The organism is Rhizobium sp. AAP116 (assembly GCF_001295785.1).
Classification (GTDB): Bacteria; Pseudomonadota; Alphaproteobacteria; order Rhizobiales; family Rhizobiaceae; genus Allorhizobium.
Map to the genome: position 1 here is coordinate 1 of NZ_LJIB01000017.1, position 20,766 is coordinate 20,766.

The window sequence follows — 20,766 nt, forward strand, 5'->3', positions numbered from 1 at the left end:
CTCGGCAAGGCCCGCCGATACGAGGGGTGACGTTACGAGGTTGTAGAGCGCGACGAAGCCGGGCGCACCGACAAAGGCGATGTAGAAGAGCAAGACGATGATCGGAATGCCGCGCACCACTTCGACGTAGAAACGGGCGATCTGGCGCAGGACAAGGCTGTCCGACATTCCCATGAGTGCAATCAGCAGGCCAAGCGCCGTCGCCAGGGTAAAGCCGATCAGCGTGACGAAGATCGTCACCCAGAGCCCCTTGGCCACCGTGTTGAAGACCTGGGCATAGAGGTCGCTGACGAAGATGACGCCAGCAAGGGCTGCCGCCAGCACAACGAAGGCGATCAGCCACCAGGGCCGATCGCCTTTCTGGTCACCCTGGGGAAGGGTCTGAAATGCCATCAGTCACCCGCCTTCAGGTCGCAGGCACGGACGCGGTTCATTCGCCCATCTTGTAGTCTAGGAACCACTTCTTGTTCAGCGTCTCGATGGTGCCGTCGGCCTTCATCGCGGCGATCGCAGCATTGACGGGAGCGACGAGTTCGGAACCCTTCGGGAAGATGAAGCCGAAGTCTTCCGAACCGAGCGGGCCACCGACGAGCTTCAGCCCGCCATTCGAGGCATCGACATAGCCCTTGCCGGCGGTGCCGTCCGTCAGCACCACGTCGACGTCACCGGTCTTCAGTGCCTGGACGGTCGCGCCGAAGGTTTCGAACAGCTTGATGCGCGGGTTCTGCTCGTTGCCGTCGAGGATCTCATAAACCGCCGTGTAGAAGGGGGTCGTGCCCGGCTGTGCGCCAACAAGACCGTCTTCAACGGCGGCGAAGCTCTTGCCGTCGGTAAACCGGCTCTCGTCACCGCGAACCAGCATGAACTGCTCGGAGCGCATGTAAGGGTCGGAGAAATCGACCTTCTCCTTGCGGTCTTCCTTGATCGTGATGCCGGTCATGCCGATCTCAAACTGGTTGTCCGACACGGCCTGAATCATCGCATCCCAGGAGGTGTTCTGATACTCGACGGTGAAATTCAGCCGCTTGGCAATCTCGTTCATCGCATCATATTCCCAGCCGATCTGCTGACCCGATTTCGGGTCGACAAACTGCAGCGGTGGATAGGCATTTTCCGTCACCACGACGACCGTCTTGCCGCCGAGATCCGGCAGTTCGGTTGCATGGGCCGAAAGAGGCAGCAGGGCAAGAGCGGAGAGACCGGCAAGGACAGCGCGGCGAAACAGCATGGAAATCTCCCGAATTGTGGCAGCGCACAGTGTCACATCTTGTTCAGGGATGGCAAGAAGCGCCCATACAGGAGAGCATCTCCGGCTCCTTGTTCTTGTGGAGCAGATCTCGTGGCGGTTCTGTTTTACAGACTTCGGCTGAAAAAACTGCCTTCTACCTGCATCGGGCATCAAGCGATATCAACGGATGGTCTTCCCTTGCTGTCTTTAAGGTTGAAACCATGATCAAGCAATCGGCCGTTCTTGCCGTTACCCTCAGCCTGTTTTCACCGCTGGCTCATCCCGCACCGGTTTTCGCTCAGGAGGCTGTGGTTGCCGCGGCCGACAAGGAGGCTCTGTTCACGAGCCCCGATCCAAAGCTGCATGCCAACAAGCAGGTCGTCTATCACATCATGCGCGACCTTCTGGAGGCCGGGCACTGGGACCAGGCCGACCGCTTTTTGACGGAGCGTTACATCCAGCACAATCCGAACGTCGCGTCGGGCCGGGATACCGTCGTTGCGTTTTTCACAGAGGTCCTGAAAGTCGAGAAGAAACCGATCCCCGAGAAGCTGTCGACCCCCGTGGCTTTCGTCACAGCCGAGGGCGATCTGGTGACCGTCGGCATCGTCCGTGAGGAGAAGGATTCCAAGGATCCGTCGAAGACCTACACCACTACATGGTACGACACCTGGCGGATCGTCGATGGCAAGGCCGACGAGCACTGGGATTCGGCCGTCAAACAGTGAGCGTCAAACGGGCCGCCTCCTTTTCGGGAGGCGGCCCGTCTCATGTCGGTCCGCAGTGTCTCACGTGAATCAGAAAGTTGCCGTCTTTGGATCCGGTCCGATACGGGCGCCCGCATCGTCGAGACCGTTTAACGTATCCAGATCTTCCGCAGACAATTTGAAGTCGAAGACCTTGAAGTTCTCGCTGATCCGCGAAGGCGTGACCGATTTCGGAATGACCACGAGACCATTGTCGATGTGCCAGCGGATGATGACCTGAGCCGGCGTGCGACCGAGCTTGGCGGCGATAGCAGCAATGGCAGAATGACCGAGCAGCTTGCCTTGGCCCAGCGGGCTCCAGGATTGCGTCGCAATGCCATGCTTCTCATGGAAGGCGCGCGCCTCGCGCTGCTGGAAGTCCGGATGAAGTTCGATCTGGTTGATGACCGGGGTTACGCCCGTCTCGGCGATGATCTTCTCGATGTGCTCCGGATAGAAGTTGGACACGCCGATGGACTTTGCGCGTCCTTCTTCCTTCAGCTTCACGAATGCCTTCCAGGTGTCGACGAAGAGGCCACGATGAGCCGAAGGCCAATGGATGAGATAGAGGTCGACATAATCGGTTCCCAGCCGCTTCAGGCTGGCATCGAAGGCTTTCAGCGTCTGGTCATAGCCTTGTTCGGTGTTCCAGAGCTTGGTCGTGAGATAGATTTCCGACCGGTCGATCCCGGACTGCCGGATGCCTTCGCCGACGCCCTCTTCATTTTCATAGACGGCGGCCGTGTCGACATGGCGATAGCCGGCCGAAAGCGCGGCCTTGACGGCCGGAGCCGCTTCGTCGTTCGGGGTCTGCCAGACGCCCAGCCCCACCTGGGGAATGCGGGCGCCGTCGTTCAGGGCAATATGCGTCTGGTCTGTCATCAATATCTCCAGATGTGTCATTGGTTGCGCTTGACGCGAAATCGTTGGCGGTCACGAAGAGGCGCAAAAAAAGCGCCGTCCGCCTTCCCGGTATTTAGGATGCTCCGCCATCGGTGAAAGGCCCGCTCCGCGCAAAAGCCCTTAATCTCCGTTTAGAGAACCTGAAGCGTGGTGCTGGGACCGAGATGAGGGAGCAGGCGCCGCATATCCCGAGGACTGATGGCGACGCAGCCCTCTGTCGGTGTGTAACCGGGTCTTGCGATGTGAAAGAAGATTGCAGAGCCACATCTGCGCTTGCGGCTTCGCAGGTTCCAGTCGAGCACGATGCAGACGTCATACAGCTCGTCGGTCCGCTGCAGTGTTTCATGACTGGGTTTGAAGGGTGTGCGGACGGGGCGATTGTAATTCGGGTCGCCGACTGCGTCGCACCAGAGCATGTCGGATGATGATCGGCGCATGCTCAAGAGGGTGGAGGGCCAGGGGCCGCGGTCACCTCGCCGATAGGCAAATAGCAGAGGCATGACCGCGATCGGTGTCGTGCCATCGCCCTCACGCTTGCGACTGGTGCGGCCGCCGCGGCCGAGGGCCGCTCGAAAGGTCAATGATCCCGCCTGAAGAATAGCCTGTCTTTGATTGCCGGGAGCGGGGCGGACCAATAGTCGTTTGACTGCTGAGCGTGCGATTTTCGTTGCCTTCCGCCTCTTGGTCACGACTTTTTGCCTTGTTCGTGAATATTGTTGTATTCATAGCCCTTAAACGGCTGCGAGTAAGGCTTACATCCGGTGTACTTGGGCAGCAAGACCCGAGCACGGGACCAATTCGGAAGGATAACGGATGACGACGCGGACCATTCTGCTTGTAGATGATGACGACGATCTGAGGCAGATCCTGGTCGAGCAGCTCTCGCTCTACGAAGAGTTTGCGCTCATGCAGGAAAGCAATGCGACCCGCGCCATGCAGACGGCAAAAGCTGCCCAGATCGATCTGATGATCATGGATGTCGGGCTGCCGGACATGGATGGCCGCGAAGCGGTCAAGCTTCTGCGCAAGGGCGGCTTCAAGTCTCCGGTGATCATGCTGACGGGGCACGACACGGATTCCGATACCATCCTCGGCCTCGAAGCGGGTGCCAATGATTATGTCACAAAGCCGTTCCGCTTCGCCGTTCTGCTCGCCCGTATCCGCGCGCAATTGCGCCAGTTCGAGCAGAGCGAGGACGCGACGTTCGGGGTCGGTCCCTATCTCTTCAAGCCGAGCCAGAAACTGCTGACGACCGAAGACGGCAAGAAGATCCGCCTGACGGAAAAGGAATCCGCAATCATCCGCTATCTCTATCGCGCCGGCCAGAAAGTGGTGACGCGCGATGTTCTGCTCGAAGAGGTCTGGGGTTACAATTCCGGCGTGACGACCCACACGCTGGAAACCCATGTCTACCGGCTTCGCCAGAAGATCGAGCGCGATCCCTCGAATGCCGAAATCCTGGTCACCGAAAACGGCGGCTACAAGATCGTTCCCTGAACGACGGATCAGAATGCGACGGGGATGAAGGCGACCTCTGTGTCGTTTTCATCCCCGTTTTGCGTTATGGACTGACAGCGGGCGTATCGACGATGCCCGATCGGACCAGGAAACGTCATGTCACTCAGCGACGATATCGAGCTTTTGTCGGCTCTGCCTCTCTTTTCCGGTCTGGACAAGGATCAGTTGCGGCTGATCGCCTTCGGTGCCGAGCACAGGCAGGTCGCAGCGGGGCAGGCTCTCTTCCGGGAAAAGGCGCCGGCAGAATGCGCCTATGTCGTCGTTCGCGGCGAGATCGAACTTTATGTCATCGGCCGTGATGGAAAGCCGCATCTGGAAGCTCGGGTCGGTCCCGGGATCATGTTGTCCGAGCTTGCCCTGATCACCATGGTGGAGCGCAAATACACTGCCGTTGCGGTCGAGGATGTCGACGTCATCAGGATCACCCGCACGCTCTTCCACCGACTGCTCGAGGAATATCCGCAGATGGCGCGCCAGGTCGAGGGGCGTATCAAGCAGTCGCTCGCGGCTCTGATCGACGGGGCGGAAGCGCTCGCGCCGAAATTCTCCTGAATAGCCGACGTTATATCGCCTGCTATGGATTCTGGAAGCGGGCCGTCACCGGAACATGGTCCGAAGGCTGGTTCCAGCCACGCGCTTCCTTGAGGATATCGACGCGCGACAGAAGTGGCGCGAGATCCGCAGACGACCAGATGTGATCGAGACGGCGGCCTCGGTCCGCTGCGGCCCAATCCTTCGCCCGATAGCTCCACCAGGTGTAGAGCTTTTCCGAAGCCGGTACGTGCTGGCGCATCAGGTCGACCCATTTGCCCTGACGCATGATGTCGAGCAAGCCTTCGGTCTCAACCGGCGTATGGCTGACGATCTTGAGCATTTGCTTGTGGGACCAGACATCGTGTTCGAGCGGCGCGATGTTCAGATCGCCGACCAGAATGGAGCCCGTGTTCGGTTCTGCCTCGGCGGACAGGGCCTTCATCTCTTCGATGAAGTCGAGCTTGTGCCCGAATTTCGGGTTGATCTCGCGGTTCGGCTCGTCGCCGCCGGCCGGCACATAGAAATTGTGCAGGCGGATCCGCCGTCCGGCCCATTCGAAGACTGCCGAGATGTGCCGGCTGTCGCCGACGCCGCAGTAATCCTGACGGTGGTCCTCTGCCAAGGGCAGTTTCGAGCAGATTGCGACCCCGTGGTAGCCCTTCTGCCCATGGATCACGATGTTGGAATAGCCGAGTTCTGCGATCTCCGCTGCCGGGAACTGGTCGTTCTGGCACTTGATTTCCTGCAGGCACAGGATGTCCGGATTTTCACGCTTGAGGAAGTCCTGGACGATCGGCAGGCGCAGACGCACCGAGTTGATGTTCCAGGTCGTGATTGCGAGTGTCATCGTGGCCGCCTTGAATGTTCCCTTGGCTTCTTAAGGTGTTCGGGTGCCCATGAACAGGAAAAGGCGGCTGATCCCTTGCGATCTGCCGCCTTCTCCACAGGTCGAAACAGAATGTCTTAGCCGCCGCGCTTCTGGCCGTGGACTTCGGCATAGGGAATTTCAAACACGCTCGGGTCGAACTGCACGCCGTTCTGCACATTGAAGATCATCACCGACGTATCCTTCTTCTGCACATCGGTGATCGTCCACTGGCGCAGTTCGTAGGACTTCGGATCGAACATCAGGGTGATCGTCGAATCGCCGAAGATCGTCCGATCGCCGAGCACGATCGTTGTCAGGTCCGCTTCCTGCTTGACGTCGCGGACCATCTGGTTGCCGAGATCGATCCGGTTGGCGAGAAGCAGGCTGAGCGGCGTCTTGTTGAGCGGGTAGAGATCCCAGGTCTTCAGCTTGGTATTGCCGATAACGACATTTTTGCCATCGGAAATCACGCGCATCGGCGATGGCTGTTCATAGTTGAAGCGCAGCTTGCCCGGACGTTCGATGAAGAACTTGCCGCCTGTCTGCTCGCCCCGCGGACCGAACTGGACGAATTCGCCCATCATGGTGCTCACGCTCGAGAAATGGTCGGCGATCTGCTGGGCCGCGCCCGCCTGTGCGAAGGCGGGGAACGGCAGAGCGGCGCAAGCCATCATCGCAGCCGTACCCAGCACGAACTGGCGACGGCTGGCCAACATCGGGAGGCGGGCGCCGCGTTCCTTGATTTCTTTCATGCGATACTCCTTCATATGCTTTCGGTCTCGCCGAAAAAGGCGGCGGCTTCATGACCGTCATCGCCTGTGCCGCTGCGGCAACTCGTCCGCACGTCCGCTTGTTCCATCCCAGAACCGATTGGTGCCTACTCTTCGGTCGGCACCAGAATTTCGCGTTTCCCGGCATGGTTCGCAGGGCCGATGATGCCCTCTTTCTCCATGCGCTCGATCAGGGAGGCGGCACGGTTATAGCCGATGCCGAGACGACGTTGGACATAGGAGGTCGACGCCTTGCCGTCACGCAGCACGATGGCGACCGCCTGATCATAGGGGTCATCCGATTCGCCGAGGTTTCCGGTTCCAATAGGACCGCCGCCATCTTCGCCATCCTCGTCGTCGTCGACGGTGATCGCTTCGAGATATTGCGGCGACCCTTGTGTCTTGAGGTAAGCAACGATTTCTTCGACCTCATGGTCGGAGACAAAGGGGCCGTGGACGCGCTGGATGCGCCCGCCACCGGCCATGTAGAGCATGTCGCCCATGCCGAGTAGCTGTTCGGCCCCCTGTTCGCCAAGAATGGTCCGGCTGTCGATCTTCGACGTCACCTGGAAGGATATACGGGTCGGGAAGTTCGCCTTGATCGTACCGGTGATGACGTCGACCGATGGGCGCTGGGTTGCCATGATCACGTGAATACCGGCTGCACGGGCCATCTGTGCAAGCCGCTGCACGGCGCCTTCGATGTCCTTGCCGGCCACCATCATCAGGTCGGCCATTTCGTCGATGATGACGACGATATAGGGCAGGGGCTGCAGGTCGAATTCTTCCGTTTCGTAGATCGCTTCGCCCGTCTGGCGGTCAAAGCCGGTCTGCACGGTGCGGGTCAGGACCTCGCCCTTTTCGAGCGCCTGGGCGACACGGGCGTTGAAGCCGTCGATGTTGCGAACGCCGATCTTCGACATCTTCTTGTAGCGCTCTTCCATCTCGCGGACGGTCCATTTGAGCGCAACCACGGCCTTCTTCGGATCCGTAACAACGGGAGAGAGAAGATGCGGGATGCCGTCATAGACGGAGAGTTCCAGCATCTTCGGATCGATCATGATCAGGCGGCACTGCTCCGGCGTCATCTTGTAGAGGAGCGACAGGATCATCGTGTTGATGGCGACCGACTTACCCGAACCGGTGGTGCCGGCGACGAGCAGATGCGGCATCTTGGCGAGGTCGGCGATGACGGGTTCGCCGCCGATCGTCTTGCCGAGCGCCATGGCAAGCTTTGCCTTGTTGCCGTCGAAGTCGCGGGAGCCGATCAATTCACGTAGGTAAACGGTCTCGCGCGTCTGGTTGGGCAGTTCGATGCCGATCGCGTTGCGACCGGGGACCACGGCGACACGGGCGGCAATTGCGCTCATCGAACGTGCAATGTCGTCGGCAAGGCCGATGACGCGCGACGACTTGATGCCGGGTGCCGGCTCGAGCTCGTAGAGCGTGACGACAGGGCCTGGCCGGACATGGATGATCTCGCCCTTGACGCCGAAGTCGTCGAGAACGCCCTCGAGCAAGCGGGCATTGTGCTCCAATGCCTCGGCAGACAGCGTGGCGTCGCGCGTAATGGCGCGCGGCTCGGCCAAAAGATGGACGGACGGCAACTGGAAACCTTCGGGACGCAGGAAGGATCCCTGCGCGTCGCGCTCCATGCGGGCGCCCGGCTTGGGCCGTGCAGCGGGTGCGGCAACGCGCGGCGAGGCTCCGGCAGGCTTTGCCGGGGCCGACCGCACGCCGTCGTCGGAGAGGATGCCGGCCGGCCGCGGGAGATCGTCGAGACCAAAATCGTCCTCGTCGTCATCAAAGTGTCCAGCCGACATCGGAGGCGGGGAGACGATCGAGCGGCCGGTCGGGCGCAGAGGCGCACCGTCCAAAGAGGGTTCGACGCGGGCATTGAGCGGCGGCGCCTTGGCGCGCACCGGCTCGTTCAATGTCCCGAACTCGTCATCGTTGAAATCATAGGGCTGTTCGAAATCGCGCTCGCGACGATCGCTGGAGGTCAATCCGAACAGGCGTCGGACGCGGGCGCGCGTCGTGTACCAATTGTGAGTTAGCGCACCCATGACCAGAGCGATCGGGCCTTCGCGTTCGTCGTCTTCCTCATCGTCTTCGAAGACGGGTGTCTTCGGCTTGGCGCGGACGAGCGGCGCGACCGGCTCCTCGTCATCCGCCGGCTCGACGGCCTTGCCGACGATGCCGGCCGCAAATAGCATCAGCCAGGTCGCCGGCAGGGCCAGTACCGCACCCAGGATCATGGCGAATGTCGACGTCGGATAGGCGCCGATGAAGAGTGCCGGAAAGCGCAGAATGAGATCGCCGAGCACGCCGCCTGTTCCACTCGGCAGGGGCCAGGTCTGCGGCGGCGGAAAACAGCCGACGGCGGCTGCCGCCACCAGGGCACCTGCAACCCAGGCACCGAGGCGGGCCGGGATGCGGGTCACTCGGCGTCCGCCGATGAGGGCGAAGGACCAGGCCATGACCGGCAGGAGCGCCAAAAGACTGCCGAGCCCGAAGAACTGCATCATCAGGTCGGCAAAGACTGCGCCGGACAGTCCGAGAATGTTCGTCGGCGGATTGTCCGTCGCATAGGAGAGGCTCGGATCCGAAACGTTCCAGGTGGCGAGCGCCGCAACTGCGAGCACCAGAAGAAGAAACAGACCAAAGCCGGTCAGTGCCAGGATCTGGCGCAGCAGGAAGGCTGACAACGCCGAGCGCGTCGAGTGCTCCGGAAGCGTTGCTGAATGGCTTCTGCTCATGGGGTCTCTGTCCGTCCTGTTGCCGGTGATGACATTGATCCCCGCCCAAGACGGAGATCGCCAGCTGCTAGACTACAGGATCGAGGGTTAATGCTGCATTAACCATGCGTGACAGGGAGCCGTCGTCAATTCCCGATAAAAAAACGCCCGGGTGATGAGACCCGGGCGCTGCCGCATTTCAACTGCAAGGATCCGAGGGATCTTAGCTGTGGTAGGCAGCTTCGCCGTGCGAGGCGAGGTCGAGGCCTTCGCGTTCGGCTTCAACCGGCACACGCAGACCGACGATCAGATCGACCAGCTTGTAGAGGATGATCGAGCCAATGCCGCACCACAGAATGGTGACGACGACAGCATAGATCTGGGTCATGACCTGGCCGCCCATGGTCACGCCTTCAGCGTAGCCGATGCCGCCCAGCGAAGCCGATGCGAAGACGCCGGTTGCGATGGCGCCGAAAAGGCCACCGATACCGTGAACGCCGAACACATCTGCGGTGTCGTCATAGCCGAACTTGTTCTTCACAACGGCGACGAAGAAGTAGCAGAGCGGCGATACCATGAGACCCATGACGATGGCGCCCATCGGGCCGGCGATGCCGGCTGCCGGGGTGATCGCAACGAGGCCGGAGATCATGCCGGAAGCTGCGCCGAGCATCGAAGCCTTGCCACGGGTGAAGGTTTCAACCAGGCACCAGGAGACTACAGCGGCTGCGGTTGCGATGAAGGTGTTGACGGTCGCCAGCATGGCGCCACCAGAGGCTTCGAGGTTGGAACCTGCGTTGAAGCCGAACCAGCCGACCCAGAGCATGGCTGCACCGACGAGCGTCAGCGTCATCGAATGCGGAGCCATCATGTCCTTGCCATAGCCCGTGCGCTTGCCCAGCATGATCGCACCGATCAGACCAGCCACGCCGGCATTGATGTGAACGACGGTGCCGCCAGCGAAGTCGAGCGCGCCCCAGCCGAAGATCAGGCCGTTGGCATCCCAGACCATGTGAGCGACCGGCAAGTAGACCACGGTGACCCAGAGCAGGCAGAAGAGCACAGCTGCGGAGAACTTGATGCGTTCCGCAAAGGCGCCGACGATGAGGGCCGGCGTGATGGCGGCGAACGTCATCTGGAACATGATGAAGATGTATTCCGGAATGACGGCATCAGAGAAGGTGGCTGCCGTGCTTTCCGGCGTGACGCCCGAGAGGAACAGCTTGGCGAAGCCGCCGAAATAGGCGTTTTCAGAGCCGCCAAATGCGAACGAGTAACCGTAGATCACCCAGGCGAGCATCACGGTCGAACCGATGACGGTGCACTGCATCAGAACCGAGAGCATGTTCTTGGCGCGAACCAGACCGCCATAGAACAGAGCCAGACCCGGGATCAGCATGAACAGGACGAGGATGGTGCAGAGGAACATGAAGGCGGTGTCGCCCTTGTCCGGAACCGGAGCCGCAGCAACTGCTTCGGCTGCAGCAGGCGCTGCTTCCTGCGCGAAGGCGACAACCGGCGCCAGCAGTGCTGCGGACGCGGCGCCAAGGCGCACGAGATTGGAATTCAGATTGGCAAATGACATCAGTAACAACTCCCCTTACAGCCGTTCTTACAGCGCTTCGGTATTGGTTTCGCCGGTGCGGATGCGCACGGCCTGATCGATCGAGTAGACAAAGATCTTCCCGTCGCCGATCTGGCCGGTCTTGGCGGACGAAGCGATGGCTTCGACGGCCTTGTCGGCAAGCTCGGACGAGACTGCGATCTCGATCTTCAGTTTCGGCAGAAAGCTGACGGCGTATTCGGTGCCGCGGTAGATTTCAGTGTGCCCCTTCTGGCGTCCATAGCCCTTGACCTCGGTCACGGTCAGGCCCTGGATCCCCACAGCCGTCAAGGCCTCGCGTACCTCGTCCAGCTTGAACGGCTTGATGATAGCCATCACAATCTTCATCTGGTTTCCCATCCTTTGCTTGTCCTCGGCTCGGAGCCGACTCTCCTTGCCGCCCGCAGCAACATTCGCGCAGCGACTGGGCAATGACATTCAAAAGGCGTGCCAGATTCAGAATTGCCTATAAGTTATTGAAATCTAAAGACTATGAAAAACACAGCCAATAAACAGGCAAATGAATGCGCAATGGGCGCACATTAATTGTGCAGAATATCGCGAATGGCTTAAATTTAGTCATTTGCCCGTTTGCGGATCAACCCTTCCTGAGCCACCGAGGCAACCAGTCTTCCGTCACGTGTGAAGATGCTGCCGCGGGTCATGCCGCGCGCGCCTGCCGCACTGGGGCTGTCCTGCGTGTAGAGCAGCCAGTCGTCCAGCCGGCAGGGACGGTGGAACCACATGGCATGGTCGAGGCTTGCGACCTGCAGTTCGGGGTCGAAGATTGAGGTGCCGTGCGCATAGAGCGAGGTGTCTAGCAGGGTCATGTCCGAGAGATAGGCAAGGATTGCCGCCTGATAGTGCCTGTCGTCTGGCACGAGGCCTGATGCGCGCACCCAGATATGGGCCTCCGGTTCCAGTTTCTCCCGGGACAGATAGTGGGTCAGCGATGTCGGGCGGATCTCGATCGGCCGTTCGCGGCCCCAGTATTTCTTCACCGTATCCGGTGCCTGGGCGAGGAAGGCGGCGCGAAACTCCGCTTCGCCCATCAGCTGTTCCGGTGCGGCGACGTTCGGGATCTTCACCTGGTGGTCAAAGCCCGGTTCCTCGATCTGGAAGGAGGCCGACATGGAAAAGATCGCCTTGCCATGCTGGATCGCGACAACGCGGCGGGTGGTGAAGGAAGAGCCGTCGCGGATGCGCTCGACCTGGTAGACGATCGGGATGGACGGATCGCCCGGGCGCATGAAATAGGCATGGAGCGAATGCACGATGCGATCCGGATCGACGCAACGCTGCGCCGCCATCAGCGCCTGTGCGATGACCAGGCCGCCGAAGACGCGCTGCCAGCCGTTTTGCGGACTGCTGCCGCGAAACAGGTTTTCCTCCAGCTTTTCCAGATCGAGACGTTCGATCAGGTCTTCCATCGGTTTGGTCTGGCCTGATGGCTGCGACATATTGCATTGCTCCGCTTATAGGCACCCGTTCAAGGCTGATCTATATAGGTGTCATCAGGTCTACAAGAACAAAGGAATTTGCCATGCTGGATGTGCTCGTCGTCGGCGGTGGCTATGTCGGTCTTTCCGCTGCAGTCGCAATCAAGCAGGCGGCCCCGCATCTCGCCGTCGAGGTTGTCGAAGCGGCGCCCGAGGACGCGTGGAAGAAGGACCCGAGGGCCTCGGCGATCATTGCGGCTGCGACCAAGATGCTCGATGTTTTCGGGCTCTGGGACCAGATCGAGCCGGATGCGCAGCCGATCAACCGGATGATCGTGACAGATTCGAAAACGTCCGATCCCGTGCGCCCGGTCTTCCTGACCTTCGATGGTGCCGTCGAAGACGGTCAGCCCTTCGCGCACATGATTCCGAATGTCAGCATGGTCGCCGCGTTGCGCCAGGCCTGCGAGGAACGCGGTATAAGCATCCGGCATGGACTGCGGGCAACCGGCTTTCGCGATACCGGACCGAGTGCCGAACTGACGCTCTCGGATGGCAGCGTCGTTTCGTCACGCCTCGTCATTGCCTGCGACGGCGTGCGATCCAAGCTGCGCGATCTCGCCGGCATCAAGACCGTCACCTGGAAGTATGGCCAATCCGGCATCGTCACCACCGTGGAGCACGAGCGGCCGCATGACGGCGTGGCGGAGGAGCACTTCCTGCCGGCCGGTCCGTTTGCCATCCTGCCGCTGAAGGGTAACCGTTCGTCACTTGTCTGGACGGAGCGCACGGAAGATGCCGACAGGCTCGTCGACTCCGACGACCTGCTGTTCGAGGCTGAGCTCGAGCGTCGCTTCGGCCACAAGCTCGGCACCATCCGTGCGACGCCGGACCGTCGGGCCTTCCCGCTCGGTCTGACCCTTGCCCGCGCCTTCATCGCGCCGCGTCTGGCGCTTGCCGGCGACGCGGCGCATGGCATCCATCCCATCTCCGGCCAGGGTCTCAATCTCGGCTTCAAGGACGTCGCGGCACTTGCGGAGACGATCGTCGAGGCCGACCGCCTGGGTCTCGATATCGGCTCGGTCAATGTGCTCGAGCGCTACCAGATCTGGCGGCGCTTCGACACGTTCCGCATGGGTGTCACAACGGATGTGTTGAACCGGCTGTTCTCGAACGATGTCACACCGATCCGGGTGCTGCGCGATTTCGGCCTTGGCGTCGTTGATCGTATCCCGGGCCTGAAGAACTATTTCATCCGCGAAGCTGCGGGCACATCCGGGCAAGCCGGGCCGCGCCTTCTAGGCGGCCAGAGCATCTGAGCGCTCATTTCCGGATCTGGTAAAGGGGCAGGCCCGCTCAGGCGGGCATCTCCAGCTTGCGGGCTTCCGAAACCAGCATGATCGGTATTCCGTCGCGGATGGGGTAGGCGAGACGCGCCTTCTCGGAGACGAGCTCGCTCTTCTCCCGGTCCCATTTCAGGGTGCCCTGCGTCAGAGGACAGACCAGAAGTTCGAGCATCTTCGGATCGATGAGGCTGGTCGGATTATCGGCCATGGGTCACTGCAACATGGTATCGGCATCACCGAAGGTCCGGGCGAGGACAATTTCGGTAATCGCAATCAGGGTCTCGGCACGCGTCTTGAGGTCGGGCGCCTCCAGAAGCGCCTGTTTTTCAGGCGAGCCAAACGGCGACATCATCGACAGGGAGTTTACCAGCGTCAGGTTCGATGCCCGCTCGACGCTTTCCCAATCGGCTTCGAGCTTGTTCGCCTCCAGATAGGCCTTGAAGGCCGCCAGGAGGCCGGTACGGTTGACCTGTCCCTCGTCTTCCGCCGAACTCAGATCGGCGATGAAAGGTGCGATCTGGAAGCTGCGGAAGGGCTTGCTGGTCGTCACCTCGTCCATCAGCCGGAAACGGCACACCCCTGCCAGCGACACGATGTAGCGGCCATCGCCGGTTTCGTTGAAGGAGGTAATCCTGCCAAGGCAGCCGACGGGCGCCAGCTGTGGGCGCTCGGGCAGAATGTTGGCCTGGACCTCCGACATCGCCGGCTGAATCATGCCGATCAGTCGATTGCCGGAGAGTGCCGCATCCAGCATCGCGAGGTAACGCGGTTCAAAGACGTTGAGCGGCAGCTGGCCACCCGGCAGCAGCAGCACACCGGAGATGGGGAAGACTGGGACCGTCTCGGGGAGGTCGCCAGCCGTCAGATATCGGGCATTTCCCACTTGCATCGAAGCACATCCTGTCCGGAAAATTCCGGCGTTCTTTCCTGCTTCTATCTGGGTCGCGCCGGCCAAAACTCAAGGCCGGCGGCGGCTCACGAAAAGAGGATCGACGAGAGTTTGCGCCGCGCCATGATGGTGGCCGGGTCTTTCGGCCCCCAGACCTCGAAGAATTGCAGCAGCTGTTTGCGCGCACCATCGTCCTCGAAGGTGCGGTCGCGCTTCATGATCAGCAGCAGATGTTCTGCGGCTTCCTCGCGGCGACCTTCGACATTGCGGATCTTGGCGAGCTTCAAGCGCGCCTCGTGATCGTCGGGGTTCAGCGACAGCGTGTGCTCCAGCGCCACGGGATCACCGAGCTTGCGTGCCTCGTCGATCTGATCCAGCCGAGTGAGAACGGCCTGGATTTCGGCGGCCTTGGCCAGATCTTCGGGCAGCTGGCTGACCAGTTCACGGGCGCGCTGGTGCTGGTTGGCGCCGATCATGCATTCAGCGAGGCCGGCAATCGCCTTTGTGTTGTCGGGGTCGGCCTGGAGGATCGCGGCAAACAGCTGTGCGGCACCATCGATGTCTCCAGCTACAAGCAAGCCTGCGGCTTCTTCGAGCACGGCGGCAATTTCAGCTGCCTGATCGGCGCCGGCCGGACCTGCCACCTTGTCGATGAAGGCCTTCACCTGGCTCTCGGGCAGCGCGCCCATGAAGCCATCAGCCGGGCGCCCATTGACGAAGGCGACCACAGCGGGGATCGACTGGATGCCAAGCTGGCCGGCGACCGACGGATGGTCGTCGATGTTCATCTTGACGAGCTTGACGCGGCCACCAGCTTCGTTGACGGCCTTTTCAATGATGGGGGTCAACTGCTTGCACGGACCGCACCAGGGGGCCCAAAAATCGACGAGAACCGGCTGGTTGCGCGATTCGTCCATGACGTCGCGGGCGAAGTTCGCCGTCGTCGTGTCCTTGATCAGGTCACCTGCTGGGGGCGTGCCTTGAGGAGCGCCACCGAACTCCGCCTTGGCCGTCATGGTCTGGTTGCCGTAGCTGCCGTAAGGGTTGCCGTAGTCGCTCATCTTCTCGCATCTCCCGCCTATTTCGCAGCCTTTGGGGAGGCTGACGTTCTTGCTGTTAAGATCGTATGTCAGCCCGAGACTTTCAAGACAAGCGGCGTGTGGCCGGTTGCCTCCATGAAGCGGATGAGGTCGTCCCGGCCGATCGATGTCGTCGCGTCGTTCGAGAGCGGATGGCAATTGATGATGTCATGCTCCATCAGATCCTTGTCGAGCACGAAGGTGACATTCTTGTCCGTGTCGTTGATCGCACCGAAGGCCGTCACCGAGCCCGGAACGACGCCGAGATACTCCATCAGCTTTTCCGGCTTGCCGAAAGACACCTTGCTGGCGGCGCCGATGATCGTGTGCACCGTCTTCAGGTCCACCGATGCATTCTCCTCGACCGTCAGCAGGAAGAAGTTGTCCTTCTTGTCCTTGACGAACAGGTTCTTGGTGTGACCGCCGGGGATCTCATCGCGCAGCGAGACCGATTCCGCGACGGTGAAAACCGGCGGGTGGGTCTTCGTCTTGTGTGCGATCCCGAGTTCGTCGAGGAAACGAAAGAGGTCTTCGGCGGTTTTGGCTGTCGTCATGGCTGTTCTCACTCTGAATCGTCCGGGGCCTTGAGCTCCCACTATCGGATTTCCACCTCAGCAATAGGTCCAGGACCGACGTTTCGCAATCTTTCGTACGCCGCGAAAGCCCGGAAAAGCTGAGCTTTCTCAGGTCGTTGTGCCCTTGTCGAATTTTTTTCGCGCCGATCCGTCATTTCCCTGTTGCATTTGAAAAACGGTTGGGCCATATAGCGCCCGTCGCCGCAAGACGGACGGCCCACGATCCAGACACTACCCCAGGATCGAGGTTATGAGCGGGTGTAGCTCAGGGGTAGAGCACAACCTTGCCAAGGTTGGGGTCGAGCGTTCGAATCGCTTCACCCGCTCCATTCTTCCTTCAGACATTGATTGACGTCGTGGGATTGGTGGCGCCTTTGCGCCGTGCTCGCTGCAACGCGTTACCGGCCGCAGGTTGCCCCGCAGCCGGTTTTCTTCATTCAGGCTTTCGAGAAGACGTAATCCGTTTCCTGGCGCAGGACTTCGCCAGGTCGCAGTACCGCGTTCGGGAAATTCGGATGGTTGATCGCGTCCGGCCAGACCTGTGTTTCCATGCAGAAGCCGGCAAAAGCGCCATAGCGCCGGCCGTCGAGGCCGGGAACAGCCGGCGATACCTTGCCGCCGGCATAGAACTGCACGCCAGGCTCCGTTGTCAGGATCTCCATGGTCACGCCTGAATTGACGCTGCGCGCCAGGGAGACGCTACGCTTGGCGACCCGACTGCTCGAGAAGCAGAAATTATGGTCGTAGCCGAGTTGAGCGCCATCGACTTCGAGGCGGATCGGGCGCATCTCACGGAAGTCGAAGGCAGTGTTCTCGACCGGTCTGATTTCTCCGGTGGGGATCAGCCGCTCGTCGACCGGCGTATAGTGATCGGCCGCGATCATCAGATCATGGCCGAGGATGTCTGCACGGCCATCGAGATTGAAATAGGCGTGGTGGCAGACATTGGCGATCGTCGGCTTGTCGGTCACTGTTTCATACAGGGCAGAGAAGGTGCCGCCATCCTTCAGCGCAAAACTCGCACGGGTGCGCGTGGTCCCAGGATAGCCGGCGCGACCGTCCGGATCGGTCACCTCCATCACGACGAAATCGCCGCCATGATCGAGGATCGTCCAGTTCTGTCGGCCCATGCCATCAGAACCGCCATGCAGGTGGGAGATCCCCCTCTCGTTGAGCTCGAGCTGATAGTCGACGCCATCCAGGGTGAAGCGCCCGCCGCCGATGCGGTTGGCGCAGCGTCCGGGTGTCGCGCCGAAATAGGGGGAATGGTCGAGATAGCCGGCGAGATCCTCGAAGCCGAGCACCAGTGGTGCATCGTGTCCCTCCAGACGCAGATCCTGCAGGACTGCACCAAAGGTGATGATCGATGCCGTAAGGCCCCCACCCTTCAGCACCACCTTCTCGACCGCCTCGCCCGTGGGCATCACGCCGAATATCGTCTTCGTCATTCTGTCGTTTCCTCGCCTGAATTCATTAAAGTCTTTTGTCTGTCGGTCATCGCGCCAATTCGCGGGCTGCAGCCTCCAGGCCGCCCAGCGTCAGCGGATACATCCGGTCGCCGATCAGCCGGCGAATCAGGCCGACGGACATCGTATAGTCCCAGTTCGCCTGCGGAAGCGGATTGATCCAGAGATGCCGGCGGAAGTGATCGGTCAATCGCGTCATCCAGGCTGCCCCGCTTTCGGTGTTCCAGTGCTCGACCGACCCGCCGGGATGGGTGACCTCGTAAGGGCTCATCGCCGCATCGCCAACGAAGATCAGCCGGTAGTCGGAGCCGAAGGTTCTGATGACGTCGGATGTCGGGATGGTATCGGCGTGGCGGCGCTGATTGTCTTTCCAGACGCGCTCATAGGGGCAGTTGTGGAAGTAGAAATACTCCATATGCCGGAATTCGGAGCGGGCCGCCGAAAACAGTTCCTCGACCTCGCGGACATGCTCATCCATCGAGCCGCCGATATCGAAGAACATCAGCAGCTTCAAGGCATTGCGCCGCTCGGGTTGGGTCTTCACGTCGAGATAGCCGTGCTCTGCGGTCGAGCGAATGGTGCCGGAGAGATCCAGTTCTTCCGTAGCTCCCTCGCGCACAAAGCGGCGCAACCGTCGAAGCGCGACCTTGATGTTGCGGGTGCCGAGTTCGACGCGGTCGTCGAGATTGCGGAATTCGCGCTGGTCCCAGACCTTCACGGCACGCCGATGCCGGCTTTCCTCCTGGCCGATGCGCACACCTTCCGGATTGTAGCCATGGGCGCCGAAGGGCGAGGTGCCGGCCGTGCCGATCCACTTGTTGCCGCCCTGGTGGCGCTCCTTCTGCTCTGCCAGCCGTCTTTTAAGCGTTTCCATCAGCTTGTCGAAGCCGCCAAGCGCCTCGATCAGCTTCTTGTCCTCGTCGGAGAGGTGTTTTTCGGCGATCTTGCGCAGCCAGTCTTCGGGGATTGTCTGCCGATTGACGCCTTCTGCTGCGCCCTCGCTCAGGATGCCACCGAAGATCTCGGAAAAAACCCGGTCGAAGCGATCAATGAAGCGCTCGTCCTTCACCAGGGTGGTGCGGGCGAGATAGTAGAAACCTTCCGGATCGAAGTCGGCCAGACCTGACTGCAGGCCTTCGAGCAGCGCCAGGTATTCCCGCAGGGTCACGGGAACCTTCTCTTCTTTCAGACGCAGAAAAAACGGCAGAAACATCGGATGACAATGGCTCGGTTCATCGGCGGCGGCATCCTGTCATAGCGGACCCCGCCTGTCCTGGCAAAATCCGCTCCCATCCCCCGTGCCGCTGTCAGACTGCCAGATCCTTGCCGATCTCATTCAGATCGTATGGCGTCATCTGGTAGATCTCGTTGATCCAGTTGCCGAACAGAAGATGCGCGTGGCCGCGCCAGCGGTTGAGCGGCGTCAGCGTGTCGTCATTGTGCGGGAAATAATTGTGCGGCAGCTTGATCGGAATGCCGGCATTCTTGTCGCGGAAATACTCGTCGCCGAGCGAGGTCGAGTCATATTCGACATGGTTGAACATGTAGAGCCGTTTGGCCCGTTTCTCCTGCACCAGGCACACGCCCATCTCGTCGGATTCGAGCAGGATCTCCAGTTCCGGCACCTTCTCGATGTCTTGGCGACGGACTTCCGTCCAGCGCGAGACCGGCACCTGAAAATCATCAGAGAAGCCGTTCAGGTACACCGAAGAAGGCGCCAGGTTGCGGTGGCGATAGACGCCGAAGGCCTTCTCCTTCAGCGCATGTTTCGGCACCTTGTGGAAGTGGTAGATCGCTGCCATGCCGCCCCAGCAGACATTCATCGTCGAATGCACATTGGTCTCGGTCCAATCAAGGATCTCCTCCAATTCCGGCCAGTAGGTGACTTCCTCGAAGGGCAGGGTCTCGATCGGGGCGCCCGTAATGATGAAGCCATCGAACTTGCGATCCTTTACCTCGTCCCAGGTCTGGTAGAAGGAAAGAAGATGCTCTTCCGGCGTGTTCTTGGCCTTGTGGCCACCGACGCGCACCAGCGTCAGCTCCACCTGTAGCGGCGAGGCGCCGATCAGCCGGGCGAACTGCACCTCGGTCTTGATCTTGTTCGGCATGAGATTGAGCAGGCCGATCTGCAACGGGCGAATGTCCTGGCGAATGGCCATGGTTTCGGTCATGACCCGCACGCCCTCATGCACGAGGGTTTCAAAGGCGGGCAGCGTATCGGGGATCCTGATCGGCATCTTACTCTCGACTTTCCTTGTCACGGCGGTTTCAGACCGCGGAAACAAAAATACCGGCAGCTTTTATATCGCTACCGGTCCTTGGAAAGTCTTCAAACTCGCCTCGGCCCTTTAGCGACTTATTTTACGTGGCTGCAAGCCGGCCGGCCAAATCACCACGGAACACGAGGCCTTTTACGCCTGTCGGGGTTGCGAATCAATGGGGAAGGCGATGGAGGCGTTGGTGCCTCCCCATTGCGGCTTTGCCCCTCATCCGCCCTCGGGCACCTTCTCCCCGCAAGCGGGGAGAAGGCCGAGACATCAACCGCTTGCACCCCCTCTCCCCGCCTGCGGGGAGAGGGTAGGGTGAGGGGCGAAGCCACAAACTCGGCGCCAACCGCAAAAAAGGGGGACGACTTTCAAAAATCCCGCAACAAATTCAAACCCCCAAATGTTTTTTCATCCCCGCCCATTTCCACCCTCGTAGATTCATCCCCGTCCCGCCCTCGGATACACCTGACGATGCGATGTCAGGCGAGGCGGGGCCGGCGCCGGGGTGGAGGGTTGTCGCAGATCCAAATCCCCGGCCCGCTGCAACGGTCTCCCTCCGGACGAGGGGGTGGAAGTGACGGTGGACAGCCGGATGCTGGACGCCTGAAACCCCCGATCGGAAGGACGTGCCTCAGAGGCACACAGACAAGGCGCCAATGCTGTCGCGAACATCCAGACAGCGGGGCGAATAAAACGGCGGGGATGAGCGCCAGGCTGCAAATGTCCAGACGATCATCCCCCGGGCGAGGGTCCCGGTCGGAATGGTGCACCATCCGGCGGGAACCTCCCGGGCCACC

At 60.7% G+C, this 20,766-nt stretch carries 21 protein-coding genes, 1 tRNA gene and 1 riboswitch; of the genes, 5 read left to right on the forward strand and 17 right to left on the reverse strand.

Annotated elements, in window-relative coordinates; genetic code table 11:
* Both IP85_RS11335 and IP85_RS11340 read right to left on the reverse strand, forming a co-directional pair.
* Positions 1 to 393 (reverse strand): ABC transporter permease subunit (locus tag IP85_RS11335; protein ID WP_156322851.1); only part of this gene is annotated, 393 nt, incomplete at its 3' end.
* Between the two features lie 37 nt (positions 394 to 430).
* Complete coding sequence (locus tag IP85_RS11340) at positions 431 to 1,228, reverse strand: transporter substrate-binding domain-containing protein (protein ID WP_054149795.1); 798 nt, start codon at positions 1,226 to 1,228, stop codon at positions 431 to 433.
* Between the two features lie 221 nt (positions 1,229 to 1,449).
* Between IP85_RS11340 and IP85_RS11345 the strand changes: the two genes are divergently transcribed.
* On the forward strand, positions 1,450 to 1,956 hold the full coding sequence (locus IP85_RS11345; RefSeq protein WP_054149796.1) for a nuclear transport factor 2 family protein: 507 nt from the start codon (positions 1,450 to 1,452) through the stop codon (positions 1,954 to 1,956).
* 69 nt (positions 1,957 to 2,025) lie between these two features.
* On the opposite strand, the gene IP85_RS11350 is transcribed toward IP85_RS11345, so the two are convergent.
* Positions 2,026 to 2,856: an aldo/keto reductase gene (locus IP85_RS11350; RefSeq protein ID WP_054149797.1), complete on the reverse strand. Its 831-nt coding sequence runs from the start codon at positions 2,854 to 2,856 to the stop codon at positions 2,026 to 2,028.
* A gap of 152 nt (positions 2,857 to 3,008) precedes the next feature.
* Complete coding sequence (locus tag IP85_RS11355; RefSeq protein ID WP_054149812.1) at positions 3,009 to 3,539, reverse strand: L,D-transpeptidase family protein; 531 nt, start codon at positions 3,537 to 3,539, stop codon at positions 3,009 to 3,011.
* Between the two features lie 151 nt (positions 3,540 to 3,690).
* On the opposite strand from IP85_RS11355, the gene IP85_RS11360 reads away from it, so the two are divergent.
* Positions 3,691 to 4,374: a response regulator transcription factor gene (locus tag IP85_RS11360; protein ID WP_054149798.1), complete on the forward strand. Its 684-nt coding sequence runs from the start codon at positions 3,691 to 3,693 to the stop codon at positions 4,372 to 4,374.
* Positions 4,375 to 4,491: 117 nt separating this feature from the next.
* Entirely contained in the window at positions 4,492 to 4,947 is a 456-nt protein-coding gene (locus IP85_RS11365; RefSeq protein WP_054149799.1) for a cyclic nucleotide-binding domain-containing protein, read from the forward strand.
* Between the two features lie 22 nt (positions 4,948 to 4,969).
* Here IP85_RS11365 and IP85_RS11370 read toward each other — a convergent pair whose 3' ends face one another.
* The 6 genes from IP85_RS11370 to tesB all read right to left on the reverse strand — a co-directional run bounded on the left by IP85_RS11370 (position 4,970) and on the right by tesB (position 12,368).
* Complete coding sequence (locus IP85_RS11370; protein WP_054149800.1) at positions 4,970 to 5,776, reverse strand: exodeoxyribonuclease III; 807 nt, start codon at positions 5,774 to 5,776, stop codon at positions 4,970 to 4,972.
* Between the two features lie 116 nt (positions 5,777 to 5,892).
* Positions 5,893 to 6,549, reverse strand: a complete 657-nt coding sequence (locus tag IP85_RS11375) for an outer membrane lipoprotein carrier protein LolA (protein WP_054149813.1) — start codon at positions 6,547 to 6,549, stop codon at positions 5,893 to 5,895.
* A 125-nt stretch (positions 6,550 to 6,674) separates the two neighbouring features.
* Positions 6,675 to 9,326: a DNA translocase FtsK gene (locus tag IP85_RS11380; protein ID WP_054149801.1), complete on the reverse strand. Its 2,652-nt coding sequence runs from the start codon at positions 9,324 to 9,326 to the stop codon at positions 6,675 to 6,677.
* Positions 9,327 to 9,528: 202 nt separating this feature from the next.
* The gene (locus tag IP85_RS11385; protein WP_054149802.1) at positions 9,529 to 10,890 is read right to left on the reverse strand and encodes an ammonium transporter; all 1,362 of its coding nucleotides are present in this window, start codon (positions 10,888 to 10,890) and stop codon (positions 9,529 to 9,531) included.
* 27 nt (positions 10,891 to 10,917) lie between these two features.
* Complete coding sequence (locus IP85_RS11390; RefSeq protein WP_040299273.1) at positions 10,918 to 11,268, reverse strand: P-II family nitrogen regulator; 351 nt, start codon at positions 11,266 to 11,268, stop codon at positions 10,918 to 10,920.
* Positions 11,269 to 11,483: 215 nt separating this feature from the next.
* Complete coding sequence (gene tesB / locus IP85_RS11395; protein WP_054149803.1) at positions 11,484 to 12,368, reverse strand: acyl-CoA thioesterase II; 885 nt, start codon at positions 12,366 to 12,368, stop codon at positions 11,484 to 11,486.
* A gap of 53 nt (positions 12,369 to 12,421) precedes the next feature.
* Here tesB and IP85_RS11400 point away from each other — a divergent pair, with 53 nt between their 5' ends.
* Positions 12,422 to 13,666, forward strand: coding sequence for a ubiquinone biosynthesis hydroxylase (locus tag IP85_RS11400; protein ID WP_280949605.1), 1,245 nt, complete (start codon positions 12,422 to 12,424; stop codon positions 13,664 to 13,666).
* Between the two features lie 37 nt (positions 13,667 to 13,703).
* Here the strand turns inward: IP85_RS11400 and IP85_RS11405 are convergent, their stop codons facing one another.
* The 4 genes from IP85_RS11405 to IP85_RS11420 form a co-directional block, all read right to left on the reverse strand.
* Entirely contained in the window at positions 13,704 to 13,901 is a 198-nt protein-coding gene (locus IP85_RS11405; protein WP_054149805.1) for a Trm112 family protein, read from the reverse strand.
* A gap of 3 nt (positions 13,902 to 13,904) precedes the next feature.
* Positions 13,905 to 14,582: an LON peptidase substrate-binding domain-containing protein gene (locus IP85_RS11410; RefSeq protein ID WP_054149806.1), complete on the reverse strand. Its 678-nt coding sequence runs from the start codon at positions 14,580 to 14,582 to the stop codon at positions 13,905 to 13,907.
* Between the two features lie 86 nt (positions 14,583 to 14,668).
* A complete protein-coding gene (trxA, locus tag IP85_RS11415; RefSeq protein WP_054149807.1) occupies positions 14,669 to 15,643 on the reverse strand; it encodes a thioredoxin in 975 nt (324 codons plus the stop codon).
* Between the two features lie 68 nt (positions 15,644 to 15,711).
* Positions 15,712 to 16,215 (reverse strand): prolyl-tRNA synthetase associated domain-containing protein, encoded by a 504-nt coding sequence (locus IP85_RS11420; RefSeq protein WP_054149808.1) that lies wholly within the window; start codon positions 16,213 to 16,215, stop codon positions 15,712 to 15,714.
* Between the two features lie 275 nt (positions 16,216 to 16,490).
* Between IP85_RS11420 and IP85_RS11425 the strand changes: the two genes are divergently transcribed.
* Positions 16,491 to 16,565, forward strand: a tRNA-Gly gene (locus IP85_RS11425).
* 108 nt (positions 16,566 to 16,673) lie between these two features.
* On the opposite strand, the gene IP85_RS11430 is transcribed toward IP85_RS11425, so the two are convergent.
* From IP85_RS11430 to metA, 3 genes are all read right to left on the reverse strand, one after another.
* Complete coding sequence (locus tag IP85_RS11430) at positions 16,674 to 17,684, reverse strand: aldose epimerase family protein (protein ID WP_054149809.1); 1,011 nt, start codon at positions 17,682 to 17,684, stop codon at positions 16,674 to 16,676.
* 46 nt (positions 17,685 to 17,730) lie between these two features.
* Positions 17,731 to 18,915 carry a VWA domain-containing protein gene (locus IP85_RS11435; protein ID WP_054149810.1) on the reverse strand — a complete coding sequence of 395 codons (1,185 nt, stop codon included), beginning with the start codon at positions 18,913 to 18,915 and terminating at the stop codon, positions 17,731 to 17,733.
* A 94-nt stretch (positions 18,916 to 19,009) separates the two neighbouring features.
* Positions 19,010 to 19,939: a homoserine O-succinyltransferase gene (metA, locus tag IP85_RS11440; RefSeq protein ID WP_054149811.1), complete on the reverse strand. Its 930-nt coding sequence runs from the start codon at positions 19,937 to 19,939 to the stop codon at positions 19,010 to 19,012.
* A 91-nt stretch (positions 19,940 to 20,030) separates the two neighbouring features.
* Positions 20,031 to 20,108: riboswitch (SAM riboswitch) on the reverse strand.
* Positions 20,109 to 20,766 lie beyond the last annotated feature (658 nt).